The following is a 19,668-nucleotide window of genomic DNA, read 5'->3' as shown; positions in this document are numbered from 1 at the left end:
ACACGTTTCAATCGGTAATTAAACAATGATTGAAATGAAAAGACCTCTTGCGTGGTTGTCAACTTTCTATTCATTTACATTTTTACTAAATCACTTTTTCTATGAAACAAAAACTAGTGTCGATCTGTATTGCACTTTGGTTCAGTACATTTTCACTCTTTGCCCAAGAAGAGACTTATACTTGGGATAATGTAATTGTTGGAGGTGGAGGTTATGTAACAGGTATCGTGATTCATCCTACTGAAGTAGGGCTAATGTATATGCGTACAGATATTGGAGGTATTTTTAGGTGGGAAGAGTCTGACAATCGTTGGGTTCCGCTTTTTGGTTGGGTTTCTCCCGACGAAGACAACCTTTATGGTGTAGATGGAATAGCCTTAGACCAAAATAATCCAGATATCATCTATGCTACGCTAGGAAAGTACCCAACTGATGCGGGAGGTATCTACAAATCATATGACAGAGGTATCCATTGGGAAAAGCTGAGAGAGGATACTTTTGCTTCAAATATGAAATACCGTGAAGTAGGCGAAAACATTGCAGTTGATCCAAATAATAGTAATGTAGTTTACTGTGGTACAAGGATTAACGGTTTGATAAGAAGTACCAATGCTGGAAGTAACTGGTCAACGATATCTTCGGTTCCTACAGGTTATGTAGGAGACCCTAGCAACTATTGGGATTTTGACAATAATCCAATAGGAATCAGAAGTATTGTGATTGACCCGAGTTCAACTATTTCTGGGCGATCTAGAAATATTTATGCAGCAGTTTGGAGCGATGGGGTTTACCATAGTAATAATGGTGGTGATAGTTTCTACAAAATGGCAGGCTCCCCTTCAAACGTAATTCGAGTAGAAAATGCTCCAGGAAACATTGTTTATGCTACAACCGAAGATGGTATTTATAAATACAATGGTAGTTGGCAAAAATTAGCCGTAAACCCAACAGGTTATACCATGTTTAATGGTATTGATGTAGATCCTAATAATTCAAATAATTTGATAGCAAGTACAGGAACACAACTGTGGTGGCAAAAACAGTATATATCTTCAGATGCGGGTGTTAGTTGGAAAGAACTAGATGCCTTCAATGGAACAATGACCGTACATGATGCTACATGGCATTCAATTGATTTAGGTTTCTATCAAGCAGCTACAGCAGCCATTATTTTTGACCCTCATAAATCAGGACGCGTATATAGCACTGATTGGTATCAGGTTTGGCGAACGGAGAATATCTGGGAAACACCATCGCATTGGTACAATGATGTGAAAGGACACGAAGAAATTGTTGTTTTAGCACTTTGTACCCCTCATGAAGGTGTTGCTTTATTCTCAGGACAAGGGGATGTAGTAGGTTTCAGACATGACAATCAAAACGAATTGCCTACCAAAAGATTAACAGATAAAGCTGAATGTACGGGCATAGATTATTGTGAAACAAACCCTGCTCATTTTGCCTTAGTGTCTGCTAGTGATTGGTATGGTGCAAATACAGAGATTTTTACCTCAAATGATTATGGTGATAATTTTACAGCTGTAAATGTTCCAAATGGAGCTTTAAACGGTAAAATTGCGATGGCAAGTAATGACCCTAACAAACTGGTATATGTTTTCGGGAATAGTCAGCCATATTATAGTACCGACGGTGGTAATTCATGGCAGCTATCATCTGGAGGTCCTTCAACAGCGCTAACTACTACATATATGTATCAGTATGATGACCCACTTGTATCGGATAGAACTGAACCAAATACATTTTACCTATTAGATCGTCCAAATGGAACACTTTATAAATCGACGAATGGAGGTCAGTCATGGTTTGTACATCACAACAGTGATCTTCCATCAAGCAGCAACTACGGAAACCTTGGTATCGGATGGGGAGATGATAACAATTTAATGGGAGTAAGTCTATGGACAGATGGACTTTGGTTATCCAATAATGCTGGAACTTCCTTTTTCAAAATCAATTATTTCTCAAATGCTAGAATGTTTTCATTCGGAAAAGCAAAAGATGGAAATAATATCCCTTCGATCTATGTTTATGGAATTCATAATGGACAATGGGGTGTGTATCGATCAGATGATTTTGGTACAAATTGGCAAAGAATCAATGATGATTTAAGCTATGTAGGAAATTCACCAACAATGATGAAAGCCGATAGACAAACTTTTGGGAAAGTCTATGTCGGAACAAATGGAAGTGGACTATTTTATGGTGAGATTTCGGGTTCTGGTCCCGATCCAGTAGGCCAACAACCTTATGATGGTTATCCTATCCCAATTCCAGGGAAAGTAGAAGCTGAAAAGTACGATTTAGGAGGAAGTGGAGAAGCTTATAACGATAGTGATTCAGGTAATAATGGTGGTGCTTTCAGAACTGACGATGTTGATATTGAAAATAGTAGTCAAGGAGGGTATAATATAGGTTGGACATCTGCAGGTGAGTGGCTAGAATATACAGTAAACGTTTCCACAGCAGGGAATTATCAATTAGAAGCTAGTGTCGCATCTGGGATCGGAGGAACAAAAAGTTTTGAAGTACAGATAGGGAGCACATCCCACCAATTTGATTTTACAGATGCAAGCGGTTGGCAGTCTTGGCAAACCTTAAATGCAAGTGGTATATATTTGAATTCGGGACAGCAAATCCTAAGAGTAAATATATTGACCGCTGGGATAAACCTTGACTATTTAAATCTTCAACAAGAGAGTTCATCAAATTGTAGTACAAATTTCATCACAAATCCGGGGTTTGAAACAGGTGATTTAAGCCCTTGGACAGGGTGGAATAATGGTATCGAAAGTAATCAAGCACACCTCAATAGTGGTACTTATGGAGTAGGAACTTGGTGGGGAGGTAGAGTTGAACAATTGGTAAATGGACTGGAAGCTAACCAACAATATTACCTTACCGTATGGGCAAGAAATTTAGAAGGTGGAAAAGAAGGAAGTATTAGTGTTTCAGGTTATGGAGGAGCAGCGTTAAGTACAACCATAAATAGTACAAACTGGGAGCAATATGTGATTGGTTTTGTGACAGGAACAGGGCAGACCTCGGCATTAATCCGTTTAGACGCACCTTCAAATGCTATGTCTGTGGCTGATGATTTATGGTTGGGCTGTGGTTCATCCAATGCTAGAGTAAGTAAATCAGTGACTGTAGAATCAAGTTCGGAGATCATTTTAGCTCCAAATCCAGCAGAAAATGAGGTTTCTGTTTTAGGACTTCAATCTGAAGGAACAATACAAATTTACTCACTTGAAGGAGAGCTTTATAAAGAGGTTGATGTATCTCCTTCTGCTAAAGTCAATATTCAAGACCTACCTTCAGGAATTTATATCATGACTATTTTAACATCAGGACTAACGAATCATCATCGATTAGTCGTCAAGTAGTTATTACTTCATATTATTAAAGCCCTCTTTGAGGGCTTTTCCCTTTAAATTGATTACAAACTTCAGATTATGAAATAAAGATGAAATACATTTTTATATTACTTTTTTGTTTTACGTCATGTAGTTCTCTAACCAAAAAGCATTATTCTACAGCTCGAAAACCAATTAAAGTTGAGCTACGACAAACGGATGGTAAATATCAATTGTACAGAGCAGGAGAACCTTATTATGTAAAAGGGGCAGGGACACAGTTTGGTCCAATTTCAGAAATTGCCAAAAATGGTGGGAATTCTTTCAGAACATGGTCGACTTCAACTGAAAAATGGGATGGTTTAGCCATTCTAGATTCTGCCCAAAAATACGGACTAACGGTCTTGATGGGTATTGAAGTAGCTAGAGAACGTCATGGCTTTGACTATAATGATAGCGTGGCTGTTAAAGCGCAAATACAAAGAATTAAAAATGAAGTGACAAAGCTAAAAGATCATCCTGCACTCTTAGCTTGGGGAATTGGGAATGAATTGAATTTACATTCTACAAATTTAAAGGTTTGGAATGCTGTTAATGATATAGCCGAGATGATACATGAGGTAGATGTGAATCACCCGGTAACGACTATGTTAGCAGGTATTCAGAAAAAAGAAGTTGATTATATCAAACAGCATTGCCAAGAGATCGATTTCCTTTCTATTCAGATGTACGGCGGAATTTTAGGCTTACAAAATGATATAGATAAAGCTGGTTGGGAAGGGGCTTATATGGTTACCGAGTGGGGAGCTACAGGACATTGGGAAGTACCTCAGACCGAGTGGGGTATTGCTATAGAACAAACAAGTTCTGAGAAAGCTGATGCAATATCAGAACGATGGGATAAGGCAATAATCTCAAACCAACCCCATTGTTTAGGTTCATATGTATTTCTGTGGGGGCAAAAACAAGAACGTACGCCTACTTGGTACGGGCTGTTTTTGAAAAGTGGTGAAGCTACGGAAGTCGTGGATGTGATGCATAAAAAATGGACAGGTAAGGAAGCAGATAACAGAGCTCCAAGATTTGATTCGTTACATGTTGAAGGACGATCAGATTTGAAAAATTTATATTTGAAACCAAACTCTGATTTTAAACTTGAGGTGTTTGCTCATGACCCTAATCAAAATGATATACTTCAATATAGGGTGGAAATTCTTCCTGATCAGATAGATACTTACGCTGATGGTGGAGATTATGAACCTCAGCCTGAAATACTATTTTCTTCTGAATCAGTTAAAAATAAATTTAAGGTTAGAAGCCCTCGAAAAAAGGGAGCTTATCGCGTATTTGTCTATGTTTTTGATGGGAAAGGTCATGCGGCGACAGCTAATATTCCATTCTATGTCAAAGATGAGTCATCTATCTAAATTAAATATTACTGTACGAAAACAGCTATTGTTCCAATAGTCATAATTCATGTAATTAAGTAGGTGGACATATGATTTTAGGTAATACTATCCTTAGAATTAGTGAAGCTGTCTAAGGATTTATTTATGAATGAAAGAGGCGGACGCAGTTCTTCAGACTCGATATTTTAGCAGATTTTTCGAGTCTGAAGACTCTGATTTCCATTTGTGAGTTCTTAGAGTAACTCTAAGAACAGTAAAGTTTTGTCCCAAAAACATTTGTCCACCTACTTATATTAGCCAAAGCTGGGGTTTTCTTATTTTTGAGTAATCTGATTAACCCTTAAAAGTAATACCCAATCATTCCCTTTTTTAGGGTTTCCTGGTGGATTAAATATATTATTGATATTCAGGTCTCTTTTTGTAGCTCTCATACTTTTCCCAATACGAGGATTAAACCACTCATATTCTACTGTTGATGACCGTAAGAAATCTTTTCGTAGCCTAATACTATCACCATAAGGGATATAAAAAACTCCGAAATTAGAGTCATCTGAAATAGAGCCTTTACAAGTTTGCCCTAATTTTGTAGTATCAGTTTGAGGACTTAAAATTATATCATCACAAGGTTTGAGTTTTTGCCACTCTATTTGTTCGAAAAATGTTCTCATATAGCCCATCTGAAAAGCTCCTTCATGATCCAAAGCTTGTTGCCAAGGGGTGCGAGCTGATGAAATTGCTGTTCTACCTTTCTCCCACATTTGCCATATATTATGGTTGCCGTAGCTATGTCCAGCTGCTCCAGATAGAATAGACCAATATGCTGCTCTTCTCACATCAAAAGACTCATACCAACCTTCACTTGGTTTCCAATTTATAGGATGATCTTCATAACAAGGTTCTGCATCTATTACAGGGCGAATTTTTGGGTTTTGGTAACTACCTTTGGTTAGTTTAAAATTGGGGTAATCTTTCTGAAAGTGACCTGATTGGAAAAGGTCTATAGCTAACCATTCTTCATCTCCAAAAAAAGAAGAAGCCACAGTCCCTCCTTGGGGGTGATAAGTGATGAGCTGATTATCCTTGCAGATATTTTTAATACCCTCAGCCATGGCGTTGATAATCAATTTATGTTCAGTAGTTTCAGGATTTCGGTCTCCACCAAGTACCCATATGATCTTGTCATTTTGATATCGTTTGGCAAGATATGCCCCATATAATTCGGCATTTTCTGCATTAAAAATGATTGGACCTACACCCCACTTCAGGTTAAATTTATCTCCCCAAGTCGGTAATAAGGCAACATACAAACCAAGTTTATTGGCTTCTTTGATTACCCAATCAAGGTGTTCAAAATATGCTTCGTTTGGTTGGCTAGGGTCGAGATCAATAAGTGGTAAATCATCATCTGCATTTCCTTCTTTTAAACCGTTTAACTCGGCAAGCGCTACGGTTTGAATCACATTAAAACCCTTTTTAGCTCTATTTTCCAGATAAATTTTTGTTTCTTCTTTATCAAGACGATGTATCAATTCCCATGCAGTATCTGCCATCCAAAAAAATGCTTCTCCATTTTCATCTATCAGATATCTTTTATTTTCACTTATCCGCAATTGGGCATGAGTTGAATGGATATTACAAAAAATGATAAAGAATAATGTAAGCACTAAAAAATGCTTTAGCTGTAAAAGTCGAGCTTCTTTGATGTTTAAAAAGATGTTCATTGGATAAGAGTTTGAGGATTAGAAGTTTGATTTGAAAGTGTATATTTGAGTACCTCAAATGAGGTTGGTCGATGTATCGTGAAATAAGGGGCTTCATTCTTAAATTCAAATGTCTTTACCTCTCCTGGTTTTAATTCATCGATTGGTATTTCTTGCTCACCACAACGTAGGATGTAGTCACGAATCGTATAAGATGGGATGCCTTTTTTTCCCTCTAAAACAACTTCAGTTGTTTCTGAAGAAACTAAAATGTCTTTTATTATAATGGGAGCACTTATTGATTTCAGGTTTTGAAAAGAAGGCTTTTTATTCAAATGAATATCACATATACCATGAACTCTTTGAGGATAATTATACGTGAAATCTTCTCCCATATGTGTTCGATAATCATTTAAGCAAAAGTATATCGCACCAGCTACACCTACCGCTTCTCCATACATTTGAATTTGTTGAAGCATCTCAGAACTACGTCTTTCATCACCTCCTTTAAACTGAGGTTCACAGATTCCCCATTCTGCGATTGTGAGTGGTTTGTGAGGATATTCACGTTTTATTCGTTCTAAAGCATTTGGAACAGAGTCTAGTGATTGTCCGTACCATGTGCTAAAATATTCATTGAACATCATCATATCAAATGAAGAAGAAACATCTGGTAGCATTTCATTCTCACTAGGAAAGCCCCAATGCGTTTGGTTAGAAACATAATTTACAAGTCGGGTAGCATCTAATGTTTTGGCTTGGGTATATAGTTTTTGTAAAGCAGCCGTAGTAGTTGCTTGATGGCTTGAAAGTTCATTTCCTATTCCCCATGCAATAATTGAAGGGTGGTTATAATGATCTTGAATCATTTCATGCAACTGAAAAAGACCATTGTTCAAAAGTGTATCTGACATAGGTGTATTAACACCCCAATAAGGTATATCTTCTTGTACCAATATTCCATTTCGATCACACCAATCTAAAACATATTCGTCCTGTTGCCAATGAAAGCGAGTATAGATACAATTAGCCTCTTTCATGAGTTTTAGATTCTTCTCAAAATCTGAATAATTTTCTGCCATTCCTCGGTCTAAGGTTGAACCAGGCATCCATTCTACACCAACCAATCGGACTTCTTCTCCATTGAGAACATAGCTATCTTTGTTTACTTCTATATGTCTAAAACCGAAAGTTGTAGAGTATTCATCTTTTTTTATGCCATTCTCAAAAACCGATAATGTAAGATTGTACAAGTTGGGATTGTCAAAATGCCACAAATGAATATCTTCTACAGCTATAAGATTTTCAAAAGAGTCATTTTGTAGTTTGACTTTTAGCTCATCATCAAAAATAATGTTAGTTGTTTTCTGATTTTCTTCTTTGATTACTGCTTTAAGAGAGATACCCCCTTGCGATAGTGCTTCTGGTGAAATGAAGTCTACTTTGAACTTTACTGTACCATTATTTTCTTTAAAGGAAGTCGATACTTGTACGTTCTCGATTCCTTGTACTGCGGTTGATACTAAGTAGACATTTCGATAAATTCCACCATCATTTGCCCAATCAAAGCTATTTTGAAAAGGGATGTTTGAGCGATTCATAGAGTTATTTACTTTTACAGTCAAACGGTTTTCACCTTCCTTCAAATATCGGCTAACATCCACAAAAAAACGATTATACCCAGAATTCAGATGTGAACCAGCTCGATGACCGTTTACAAAAATAATTGCATCATGATATACCGCATCGAATTGTAAGCGATGAATTTTTGAAAGGTTTTTCTTATTAATATTGAAGTTTCTTTCATACCAAGCAGTTCCCCAGTATTTCTCTAAGCCCTTTTCCACATTCCATGTATGAGGTACGTTGACCTCCCGAACTTTATTTTTTGGAAGACCTATCTTAGCCCAATCGGCATTTTCTCCAGTATTGAGCGAGTCAATGACAAATTGCCAACTTCCACCTAAGTTGACTTTAGTTCGTTGAATTTCTTCATTAGAGGTACATGCACTTAGCATCCAAATAATTGAGTAAGTTATCGCCAAAAAGTATTTTGTAGTTTTCATAAAAAATCATTGTGTTAGTATTGTTCCTATATATAAATACACTGATTTCTAATGTAGCCCCCTTTTTACGTACGGAATTTTATAGGTCTTTTTGAGGATAAAAAAAACTCCATATTCCCAGCGTACTTTTGACTGGAAATATGGAGAAAAATAACGTTCTTAATTAAGAAAAACGAATTAAACTTTCATACCAAAAACAGTAATGTCATCTCGTTGTGGAGCTGTTTGCCTAAAACTATCTAGCTCATTTTCTAGTAATTTTTCACATAAACTAAAGTCTGAGTTTTTGGCAAATGAAATAAGTAACTCTTCGACTTTTTGTGAACCAAATTTTTTGGAATCAGAGTTATTTTGATCTGCAAGCCCATCGGATAATAAGAATAAAGTATCATTGGGTTGTAAGAAGAACTTTTTGTTTGAAAAACTCTTGTCATCTTTATTTCTCCAAATCCCACCAATTCGAATATTATCACCTTTCAAACGGTGCATTTCATCATTGGCAAAGTAAAGCAATGTAGATTTTGCACCTGCAAAGTTTACCTGAATGTTTCCATCTCCCATGCTTTCAATTCGACAAATTGAAACATCCATACCATCTGAATTCTCACCTTTTTCTTGTCTCAAAGATTGTGTTACTTGAAGCTTCAATTCTTCTAGGATTTGAGCTGGATCATATATTCCTTTTTCTTTTACAATTTTGTTAAGCAAACTCGTACCGATCATAGACATGAAAGCTCCGGGTACACCATGACCTGTACAATCAGCGACCACAATAAAAGTAAAATCAGTTGTTTTATATGCCCAGTAAAAGTCGCCAGAAACTAAATCTTTCCCTTTGAAGAATAAGAAGTAATTAGCAAAAAGTTCTGCTAAATTATCTTTACTAGGCAAAAATGCTTGCTGAATGGTTTCGGCATATCGAATACTTTGAGTGATCAGTTCATTTTTTTCTGACAGATAATCTCTCTGTACAGCTAATTCCTCAGCTTGTTGTTCTAATTCTTTCGATTGAATAAGTATTTTTTCTGTACGCTGAGCAACTTTGATTTCAAGCTCTCTTTTTTGTCTCAGCTCTTTATTCATTCGATAGCTGTACCAACTGTATACACTTCCCAAAAAGACCATAATTATTGTAATTCTGAACCACCAAGTCATCCAGAATGGAGGATGTACGGTAAGATTGATTGCCAAAGGTTCTTTTACCCATACGCCATCGCTGTTTGTAGCTAAAACTTTGAAAGTATACTCTTTTGGATCTAAGTTGGTATAAGTAACTCTTCTTTGGTTAGCGGTTGCTTCTACCCAATTATCGTTAAATCCTTCTAATTTATACTTGTATTTGTTTTTATTAGACTGGGCAAAATGAAGAGAAGAAAACTCAAAAGACACGACATTTTCAGCGTAATTTAAATCTACCTCTGAGGTATAATTGATGGACTTATCTAGAATAATATTTCCATTTATTTTATCTTTAGCACCTATTGAATTATATAATACATCAAATTGTGTAATCTTGATTTGAGGAACATAATCGCTGTCTTTGATGCTATCAGGATGGAAAATATTAAAGCCATTCACACCACCTACTATAAACTCACCAGAGCTTAGAACCTCATAGGCATTTCGGTTGAACTCATTGCTTTGTAGCCCATCACTTGCCGTATAATTTCTAAAAGTCATTTCATCTGGATTGAATTTGGAAAGCCCTAAATTAGTGGTTAACCAAAGGTTTCCAGCTTTGTCTTCGATCGCATTGTAAATGACATTGTTAGGTAATCCGTCTTCTTCTGTATAGGTCTTAAATGACTCTGTTTTAGGTTCAAACAGGTTTAAACCACCTCCAGTTCCGATCCATAATCTCTTCTTTTTATCTTCATAAATGAAGTTTATATAGTCTTCACTCAAACTATTCGGGTCGTCATCATCATGTTTATAAATCTTATAGGTTTTCGATTGAGGATCGTACCTGTTCAAACCATTTTCTGAGCCAATCCACATAATTCCATCACTATCGATAAATGTAACCTCAGCTCCATAAGATTTTAGTTGGTATTCTGGCTTTGAGGCATTCGGACTGTAAACAATGTTCTCAAAGGTTTTCATATTGAATTTATTCAAACCCACATTAGAACTAACCCATAAGATATCTTCACCTTCTTTAAAAAGATCCCAAACTTGGTTACTCGCTAAACTAGATGGATTATTTTTATCAGTCGTAAAAGTTAAAAACTCTTCTGTTTTTTTATCCATTCTACAGATTCCTCCGCCATTGGTAGCTAACCATAGATATCTTTTATTTTGTTCTATGATGGCTTTCACTCTATTGGACGAAATGCTTTTTGGGTCTTCAGAATTGTGCTTATAAACTTTAAAAGTATTTTTCTCACGATCATATTTAGTGAAACCATTATTGGTAGCTACCCATAGAGTACCCTCAGAGTCTTCTAACACATCCCAAATAAAACTATGCGGTAATCCGTTCGGATCAGCCTCATTAGGTCGTATGTGTTCAAATTTATATTGTTTAGGATCGTAAATAGATATACCCTCTCCAGTACCTAGCCAAATGAGATTGGCTTCATCAATATGAATTGCCCAAACTTCATCATGAGATAAACTGCTATTTGACGTCGGAATATTTTTGAAAACCGTAAAGTCTTTTTCTCCTTTTTTAAGCACTGAAATTCCTCCACCTCTTGTAGCTACCCATAAACTCCCCGATTTATCTTCTTTTATGTCAAAAACGATATCTGATGATAAAGAGTGTGGGTTATTTTCATCAAATCTGAAATGCTTAAACTTTTCAGTTTCAGGATCAAATTTATTTAAACCTCCACCATAAGTACCTACCCATAAAAAACCTTGACTATCCTCGTATAAGGCAAAAGCATCGGCATCACTAATCGCATATTTATCAGAAGGGTCTGGGGTAAAGGTCAAGAAACTCTCGGATTCTGGAAGAAACTTACACAAACCACCTTCGTCAGTTCCTAGCCAAATTGTTCCATTTTTAGTTTGGAGAATACTATTCACATACCTAGAAGGTAAATCTTTTTGATCGTAGTAGTTCTTGAAGGTATTTTTCACGGGGTCATAAACACTGACACCATTATTCATGGTAAACCATAATTTACCATCTTGTGCTTCAAGTATCGCGAGTACTCGACCATCTATGATGGAATTGGTCTCGTTAGGATTATGAATAAATCTTGTGAAGATCTCTTTTTGTGGATCAAATTTCGTCACACCAATTCGTGTTCCTACCCAAATATTCCCGTTCTTGTCTTCTAACAAGGAATAGATATAGCTGTTTGCTAAACTATTTTTATCTAAAGGATCGGACTTGTAGACTTTAAATTCATAGCCGTCATAACGGTTAAGTCCGTCTTCTGTACCAAACCACATAAAACCATGACTGTCTTGGAGTATGGCAAACACCGTACTCTGAGATAAACCATCTTCTAGACCGATATTCTTAAATTTGGCATCTCCCTCTTGTGCGAAAACATTAAAAAGCAATACAATTTGATAGAGTAAAATGATAGTTATCTTTTTCAAAACTAATTAGTTAATGTTTGAGTTTTATTTATTTTTACCTGTTAAGCTCTTGTAATTAGTACCTTAAAAATCAGCTGTTTAATTAATTCTGAAAGAGGTGTATAGACCTGTATGCAAAAAATAGCTAATGCTTAAGTAGTTATTGTGAATTCAAGATATTTAGGAGTGATTTATACATTGTTATATTCTAGATTTAGAATAGAAAAAATATGATCTCATTTGCTCCTAATTTCTTGTGTAATCTGATAGAGACGATTTCATTTTGATAACCATTTAAACTCTTAAAAATCAAAGTCTCTTTGACTAAGTTTTTACTTGAAAAAATGTATTTGAAATTCAAATAATATGTATGTCTCTACCTAATATCTTGATAAATTGAATAGTTGATGAATGTTTTAATTCTCTTCAATCAAAATATATATTGAGTAAAAAGTGAATGTCTAAAAAAACATCAAATGAAATATTTTTAATAAAACACTATTGAATTTATGAATTATTTTAAAATAATGTTCATTTGGTGAAAAATATTTACTTAGGTTGATTGCCAAGCTGTTAAAAAGCAGGTAATGAGCTGTCTTTTAATCTGTACGTGTTTAAAGAAAAAATCTCTTTTTACAAACCGACTATAGAACATTCTAAATAAAAAAAGCACTATTGAGTAATGATCTACTCAATAGTGCTATATAATTCGGTTGTAAGCCTTTCAAATATTAGTTATTTATCGGCTTTTTGTTTTTTACATGTTTTTCTAACCATTGGTCTTGTTCCCACAATAGATGAAGAATGCTCTCTTTAGAGCGGTAACCATGACTTTCCTTTGGTAGAATAACTAGACGAACTGTTGCACCCAAGCCTTTCAATGCATTAAAATAACGCTCACTTTGCATTGGGTAAGTTCCAGAGTTATTGTCAGCTTCTCCATGAACCAGTAATAATGGCTGATTCATTTTATCTGCGTGCATAAATGGAGACATCGTATTGTATACATCAGGAGCCTCCCAATAACTTCTTTGCTCACTTTGGAAGCCAAATGGAGTTAGTGTTCTGTTGTAAGCACCACTTCTTGCAATACCCGCAGCAAACAAGTTCGAGTGGGATAGAAGGTTAGCTACCATAAATGCACCATAACTATGTCCACCTACAGCAACTCTTTCTCTGTCAATGTAACCCATTTCATCAACTGCATCAATCGCTGCTTTTGCATTAGCTACAAGTTGAGATCTGAAAGAATCATTTGGCTCTTCATCTCCTTCACCTACAATAGGGAATGAGGCATCATCTAGCACAACATAACCTCTTGTAACCCAATAAACCATTGAGCCATAGTATGGATAGGTAAATTCATTCGGGTTTTTGGTGCTTTGACTAGCACTAGATTTATCTTTAAACTCCGTAGGATATGCCCACATAATCATTGGCATTTTTTCCTTTTTCTCTTTGTCGTAACCTACAGGCAAATACAAAGTACCCGAAAGCTCTAAACCGTCTTCGCGCTTATAAGTAATTACTTCTTTGTGAACATCTTGAATGCTTTTGAATGGATTTTCAAAAGAAGTAATTTGCGTTAATTTCTTATTTTTTGAATTTCTAAAATAGTAATTCGGGTATTCTTTAGCTGACTCGATTCTTACTAAAAGCTCTTTCTTTTTTGGATCGTAGTTTCTGATGTCCTCAATCTTGTCAGTATATTCAGATTGGTAAATTCTTTTCTTTTTCTGTGTTTTAAGGTTGAGCTGATCTACAAATGGAAACTGTCCTTTTTCAGTAAATCCATCACCAATAGAAAATACGTTTCCATTTTCAATAGTTAAAACCCAGCTTCCCATGTCATTTCTCTCTGTAACAAAACTTCCAGGATCACTGTATCTATCTTGGTAATTTCTATCTGAAAGTAGGACAGGTTGTTGAGCTGAATTAGAAGGGTTGAAAATATAAGATTTTGTATTTCTAGTATCCCACCAATAGTCTTGTGCAATGGCCACATCATTAGTACCCCATTCTACACTATAAAGTCTGTTGATGGTTTTTAAAATGCTTTTTCCTTCAGAATTAAATGGTGCTTCTAATTCAAATAATTCATCACGGTACTCTACCTCATTTTTTGGATCACCTCCGTCTAGTGCTACAGTATAAGTTAAAGTGGCAGCTTTATCATTTCTCCATCCAAAGTTTCTTTTACCAGTTCTCACAGCCATAAAACCTTTTGGAAGGTCTTCAATAAGTGGCACTTCCAAGACCGTTTCAACTTTTTCTCCATCTTTAGTGTAGATAGTCGTTTTAGATGGGAATCGTCTGTAAGGTACTAGGTATGAGAATGGTTTTTCAACTGAAACAACTAATACATAATTTCCATCAGGCGAAAAGTTAATACTAGTGTAGATATCTTCATCTAGCCATTTTTCTTTTGATCCATCTAGTGAAACTTTATATAATTCGGACAATGCTAATTGCTCAAAGTTATGTTCATCATTTTTATTTTTTAGCAAGTCTTGATACGTTCTGTTTTGAGCTTTCTTTCCATCGTTCACTGAAATCGTTGGGCCAGTAGGAACTGCAGTTTTAGTATCGATAAGTGGTTTTCTATTGGCAGGAACCATTTTAACCAATAAAGATTGACCATCTTCGAACCAGTTGATCACATTTCCTACATTTGCATTCAAGTTAGCATCTGTAATTTTTGAGACAGAAGCTGTTTCAATATCAAAAATCCATACTTCCACACCATCTGAAGATGTATTGGTCAAAGCAATTTTACTTTGATCTGGTGACCAACTGAAATTGGTTAGTTTTGGGTTTTCTGGTAACCCTTTTACTTGTATAATTTCAGCTCCTTTTTTATTGAGCTTCTTTATTTTAACGTTGTTAAAATAAGTAACTCTGCTACCAATATTAGTTTTAGGGTCAATTCTTAATCCACCAAGTCTAAGTTCTTCTTTAGATAACTCTTCAATAGATTTATAAGAATTTCTATACAGTAAAATCATATTTTCTTTACTGTCATCTAGCAGCACACTTGGGGCTCTTGGAACGTCTACTAAGTCTAAGATTTCTTGAGGAGGCTTTTGATAAATTGATTGTTCTTGAGCATAGGTAAATGCTACAAGAAAATAAAAAGCGATGCTTAAAAAGTATTTCATAAAAATTGATTAGTAATAATTGATTTAGTTTTGTTAAAGGCTGATTCTAGTGTGAAAAAACTGTGTAACATGCCTTCTGTTCTCTTAAAATTAGTATAAAATCAGTCTAATTCTCAATCTACTAAATACATTTTAATTTTCGAATTAAAAGCCCCTATTGCAGATTCTAAAAAAGTCTGTAATACTTTCTAAAAAAGGGATAGTTTATTTCTTTCATATTGATGAAAAATAGTTGATTAAAAGATTATGATTCGAAAAAAACACCCTCACTTAACCAAAGTGAGGGTGTAAAGAAAGTAATTACTGATACTTCAAAAATGTATCAACAATCTTTAAATTTTATTTAATTGTTTACTATTTATTGCTTTTGATAAATCGTAATGTTTTGGTTGCTAATTCATTTTGAAGACGGATTAGATAAACACCTTCATTCAATGAACTAATGTCAATACCATCTTGAACTTCACTAACCTTGAGGAACTTGACTAAACTTCCTTTCGAATCATATACCTTTACAGTTGATATTTCATCATCAAAAGAAGGGGCAATAATCTGAATTTTTTGATTCGCAGGGTTAGGGAATACTGTTTCTTCTGTAAATGCTGAAAGCGAATTGCTATTCAAACTTTGAGCAAAAGAACTAGTGAAGGTAGCTGGACTTGTACCCCCAATATTTACAGTGTAATCTTCAACTTCACCATATGTAAAGGTTTCACATGGAGTAGAAACAGAACCATATTTCATAGCTACTCTCATTCTTGTTTCACCAGCTGAAGCAGTTGTAGGTACTGTTGCTGTTGCGGTAAGCGTTCCAGCACTGTTTGATGAACCTTGAATGACTAATTCATTAGCATCTTCGAAGTCTCCATCTTTATTTAAATCAATCCAAACTGACCAATAGACCGTATAATTCGTATTGCTGTAACCTGCACTGAAATTAATAGTGTTATCACCAAATCCTAATTCAGCTCCGCTTAGAGAAGTGTAATCACCGTAACCACCATCTCTTGAGGTAGAATTACTCATACTACCAACCTCAACTAAATCTATCCAGAAGAATGAATCATTTGAACCTTCAGAATCACAATATGTAACACCAGGGTTAGGATTTCCACCACTTCCATCGTCAGGAATGATTTCTACAGTATAGTCTTCTACCTCTCCATAGGAGAACGACTCACAAGCGGTTGGTATACCATTATATTTCATAGAAACTCTCATTCTAGTAGTTCCTTCAAGTGCAGTTGATGGTACAGTAAATGAACCTGTCGCTGGAGAATCTTGACTTGCAGCTTTTGTCCAAACCTGTTCTCCACTATCGTCAAAATCACCATCTTGGTTAAAGTCAATCCAAACACTGTACCCTTCATTATACTGTGTTCCAGTCCAAACAGGGCTTACTGAAATAGTACTAGATTGCCCTTTTGGTAATTGAGTTGAGATAGAAGTGTAATCTCCATATCCACTAGCACTGGCTCCTGTTGAATTGTTTATTGAGCCTATACTTACATTTCCAATGTATTCATCACTAACGCTATTACCATTTGAAGCACAATACTCAATGATTGTATCGGAAGTTGTAAAAGTTTCAATAGATGTATAAGAGGAAGTTGTCCCATCTGTACATTTACTTCTTACTTGAACTTCATAAGATGTATTTGCTGCTAAAGCTGTTAAAGTATAAGAAGTTCCAGATACTGAAACAGAAGTCCATGCTCCTCCAGTTGGTCTGTATCTCAAATCGTAAGATGCTCCACCTACTGATGACCAGCTAGCAAAAGCACTTTTGTCCGTAACTTGACCTATGCTTAAAGATGTTGGAGTAGTCGCAACACACTCCTCAGCTTGACCAGCTAATCCTGTAACGATTAGTGAGAAATTTTGAGACCCACCTTGTAATGAACCTTTATGAGTTACGGTAACTGTATACGAACCAGAAGCATTTACGACATCTACTCTTTCATAAGGGTCTACATTATTATCAGCTTGGCTATTTGAGTTTACACCAGTCAATTTGTAAGGCAAGAATGATGATGTATTCTTTGTTACACGGATATCTAAATCGTTTACTAAAACAGGTGTAGATAAGTTAGCAGTTCCAGTATTTGCAGTACCTGCAGGGTCAGTCCATGAAATCGAAGCCATTAAATCATTTACACCGTCGGCATCTACATTAATAGAGTATGATTGTCCACTGCTGAGTGTGAGCTCTTCTATTAAAGATGCATTGCCATTGTCAGAAATTGTTTGTGCTGCTACTTTTGCATTCATTAATCCCCATCCGTACACGGCATCGGGACCATTTATTCCAGCATCATTTGCAGTATGAAGTGCAAGTCCTTTTAGCGTTGCAGATCTCATGAAACTACCACTTTCATTCTTGTAATGCTGTTGCAATAGCAATAATGAACCCGCAACATTTGGCGATGCCATTGAAGTACCTGAAATAGAATTATAGGCATTATCGCTATTATCATAAGTAGAAAGTACTCCCGTACCGTTACCTGTAATATCAGGCTTGATTCTCAAATCATCTGTAGGGCCTTCGCTACTTCCACTATTAATGATAACACTGTTCAGTGTTCCATCATTATTTACATTCGCATCTTGACCATTGGCAACAACCATATTGTTTTTACTTGTAGAATGGCCTGTCAATTTATCGAATGCAGAATTTCCTCCTAATGGACTTGCATTAGATGAATTGTCACTACCGTCATTACCTGCAGCAACAACCATCAGGTAATAAGGTGAGTTAAACATTAAGATATCCCAATCTCTAGATTCATCAATATAAGCTCCAAAATACCAATCTGGAACCAAGCTCGCTCTATATCCATATGAGTGATTGGAGATTAACATACCATTTGAAGCTTCAGCAGTAGCTTCTGATAAGTCGTTATTCCAGTCATATGTTTTTGCCTTTGCTTGAGGAGCCATACCTTTTGCGTCAGCTCTTACACCAGATGCAACGATGGTCCCTGTTACGTGCTGTGCATGGAAACTATTACCATTTAATGAGGTTACACCATCACTAATAGTCACTCTGTTATTTCCTCCTGCACCGTCAAATTCTACGTGAGTAGGGCGAGTAGGTCCACCATCCCAAACATGAGCAGTCATGTTCTGACCGTCAATATTTAGTCCTAAAGAGCCGCCAGAGTTTAAGTGATTCGCTCTCGTTGACCTTGCTGCATCAGCATTATAGAGACTGTAGTAAATTGGAGAGCCATCTGTTGTTACTCCAACGAGCTGATCTACTGTTCCGTCTAAATTGACTTTAAGCTTTTTCCAACCTTTTTGTTGAGCCATTGCAAAAGCAATTTCTCGTGTAGCAATTTCCTTTTTCTTAAATGTTTCTTTTAAAGTGCTTAGCTTTTTTTGATTATACTTTTGTGTAATAATAGCTTTTTCAGAAGCAGTTTGTGCATTAACTGAAAAAAAATAGAAAGCCATCGCTAGTGATAAAACTAGCCTTAAGGTACATTTTTGCATGTTAAGCGGGGATTTAAAATAGTTTTAGCTACTTCAAACGATCAATCATATAGTACCAATAGCAATAAGTAATTTTAGACCTCAGTTTTTAAAAGTGAGTATTCTGTAAGTCGGTTGTATCTATTTAATCATAAAAAATAACAATGATAAACTTTCAATTTTTACTTATTGAAACTATTGTTAAACATATGATCAAAAATTAGTAAGCAGTGAATTGGTTTTAAAAATTTATTGAGTTATCCGGAATCCTCTGTCACAAATGTAAAGTTTTAATTCCCAATAAATCAAGCAATAAGGAAATTGTGCAATATTCAAAAAGTAAATTAAAGCAAGCTTATAACATTGATGTGAGTCGTAAGAGAAAGAAAGGGTATAAGAACGTAAAAAGAGGTTTTTTTGATGATCAAATCAATAATATTGTTAGTTAGGTATAAAAATAAATAATTAATGGCAGTGTTTTTTTAAATCGCCTAACTAAAAGGATGAACATTTGTTATGTTTTTTAAATTCAGGAATTTTATCCTGAGTAAATAGCTCTTAAAAAAAAGTACTTTCTTTCATAGTTAATTTTTGGTGTTGAACTCAAATTAGTAGTATTACTTCTAATTATTCAAAAGCTATCTTAATGATTGTAAGAAGATATTTTAATCTTAATAAGAGTGAAAGTAAAACTCACTACTAAATATTGATTATAAGTATGTACATTTTAGCTTTATTAGAAGGTTAATCTTCTTTTAGAACAGATATGAAAAGGTAACTAAATGCGTTTTTTTATTTAGTATTTCATCTTGTCTATCCGATTGTAAATGCTAGTTTTGTATAAAACTGCTAATACTTTTTAGGTAAAAAAGAATCTTTTTAGAGACTGTGAGCATAAATAAACCCAATCCTCTACAGGAAAGCAGTCTTTTTTAATACTAACTATTTAA

Annotated in this window: 7 protein-coding genes; 2 read left to right on the top strand and 5 right to left on the bottom strand. The window is 35.4% G+C overall.

Annotated features, from left to right (window positions below; genetic code table 11):
- Window positions 1-101 precede the first annotated feature (101 nt).
- On the top strand, window positions 102-3,404 hold the full coding sequence (locus BC781_RS23685; protein ID WP_109622709.1) for a carbohydrate-binding protein: 3,303 nt from the start codon (window positions 102-104) through the stop codon (window positions 3,402-3,404).
- Window positions 3,405-3,484: 80 nt separating this feature from the next.
- Window positions 3,485-4,801: a glycoside hydrolase family 2 TIM barrel-domain containing protein gene (locus BC781_RS23680; RefSeq protein WP_109622707.1), complete on the top strand. Its 1,317-nt coding sequence runs from the start codon at window positions 3,485-3,487 to the stop codon at window positions 4,799-4,801.
- A 296-nt stretch (window positions 4,802-5,097) separates the two neighbouring features.
- Here BC781_RS23680 and BC781_RS23675 read toward each other — a convergent pair whose 3' ends face one another.
- The 5 genes from BC781_RS23675 to BC781_RS23655 all read right to left on the bottom strand — a co-directional run bounded on the left by BC781_RS23675 (window position 5,098) and on the right by BC781_RS23655 (window position 18,700).
- A complete protein-coding gene (locus tag BC781_RS23675) occupies window positions 5,098-6,504 on the bottom strand; it encodes an apiosidase-like domain-containing protein (protein ID WP_109622705.1) in 1,407 nt (468 codons plus the stop codon).
- Window positions 6,501-8,549 carry a glycoside hydrolase family 2 protein gene (locus BC781_RS23670; RefSeq protein ID WP_109622703.1) on the bottom strand — a complete coding sequence of 683 codons (2,049 nt, stop codon included), beginning with the start codon at window positions 8,547-8,549 and terminating at the stop codon, window positions 6,501-6,503. Before BC781_RS23670 ends, BC781_RS23675 begins: the two co-directional genes overlap by 4 nt.
- A gap of 177 nt (window positions 8,550-8,726) precedes the next feature.
- On the bottom strand, window positions 8,727-12,107 hold the full coding sequence (locus tag BC781_RS23665) for a ligand-binding sensor domain-containing protein (RefSeq protein WP_109622701.1): 3,381 nt from the start codon (window positions 12,105-12,107) through the stop codon (window positions 8,727-8,729).
- Window positions 12,108-12,817: 710 nt separating this feature from the next.
- Window positions 12,818-15,244, bottom strand: a complete 2,427-nt coding sequence (locus tag BC781_RS23660; protein ID WP_109622699.1) for an alpha/beta hydrolase family protein — start codon at window positions 15,242-15,244, stop codon at window positions 12,818-12,820.
- A gap of 354 nt (window positions 15,245-15,598) precedes the next feature.
- Complete coding sequence (locus BC781_RS23655; RefSeq protein ID WP_211323966.1) at window positions 15,599-18,700, bottom strand: GEVED domain-containing protein; 3,102 nt, start codon at window positions 18,698-18,700, stop codon at window positions 15,599-15,601.
- Between the last annotated feature and the right edge of the window lie 968 nt (window positions 18,701-19,668).

The sequence above is a fragment of the Sediminitomix flava genome (assembly GCF_003149185.1).
Lineage (GTDB): Bacteria > Bacteroidota > Bacteroidia > Cytophagales > Flammeovirgaceae > Sediminitomix > Sediminitomix flava.
Note: the sequence above shows the minus strand (reverse complement) of the source record. Positions and strands in the feature narration are given on the sequence as shown.

Bases quoted from the DNA above. Each gene is read 5' to 3' on its own strand.
- BC781_RS23660 (WP_109622699.1), bottom strand. From the start codon at position 15,244: ATGAAATACTTTTTAAGCATCGCTTTTTATTTTCTTGTAGCATTTACC.
- BC781_RS23685 (WP_109622709.1), top strand. From the start codon at position 102: ATGAAACAAAAACTAGTGTCGATCTGTATTGCACTTTGGTTCAGTACA.
- BC781_RS23675 (WP_109622705.1), bottom strand. From the start codon at position 6,504: ATGAACATCTTTTTAAACATCAAAGAAGCTCGACTTTTACAGCTAAAG.
- BC781_RS23680 (WP_109622707.1), top strand. From the start codon at position 3,485: ATGAAATACATTTTTATATTACTTTTTTGTTTTACGTCATGTAGTTCT.
- BC781_RS23655 (WP_211323966.1), bottom strand. From the start codon at position 18,700: ATGGCTTTCTATTTTTTTTCAGTTAATGCACAAACTGCTTCTGAAAAA.
- BC781_RS23670 (WP_109622703.1), bottom strand. From the start codon at position 8,549: ATGAAAACTACAAAATACTTTTTGGCGATAACTTACTCAATTATTTGG.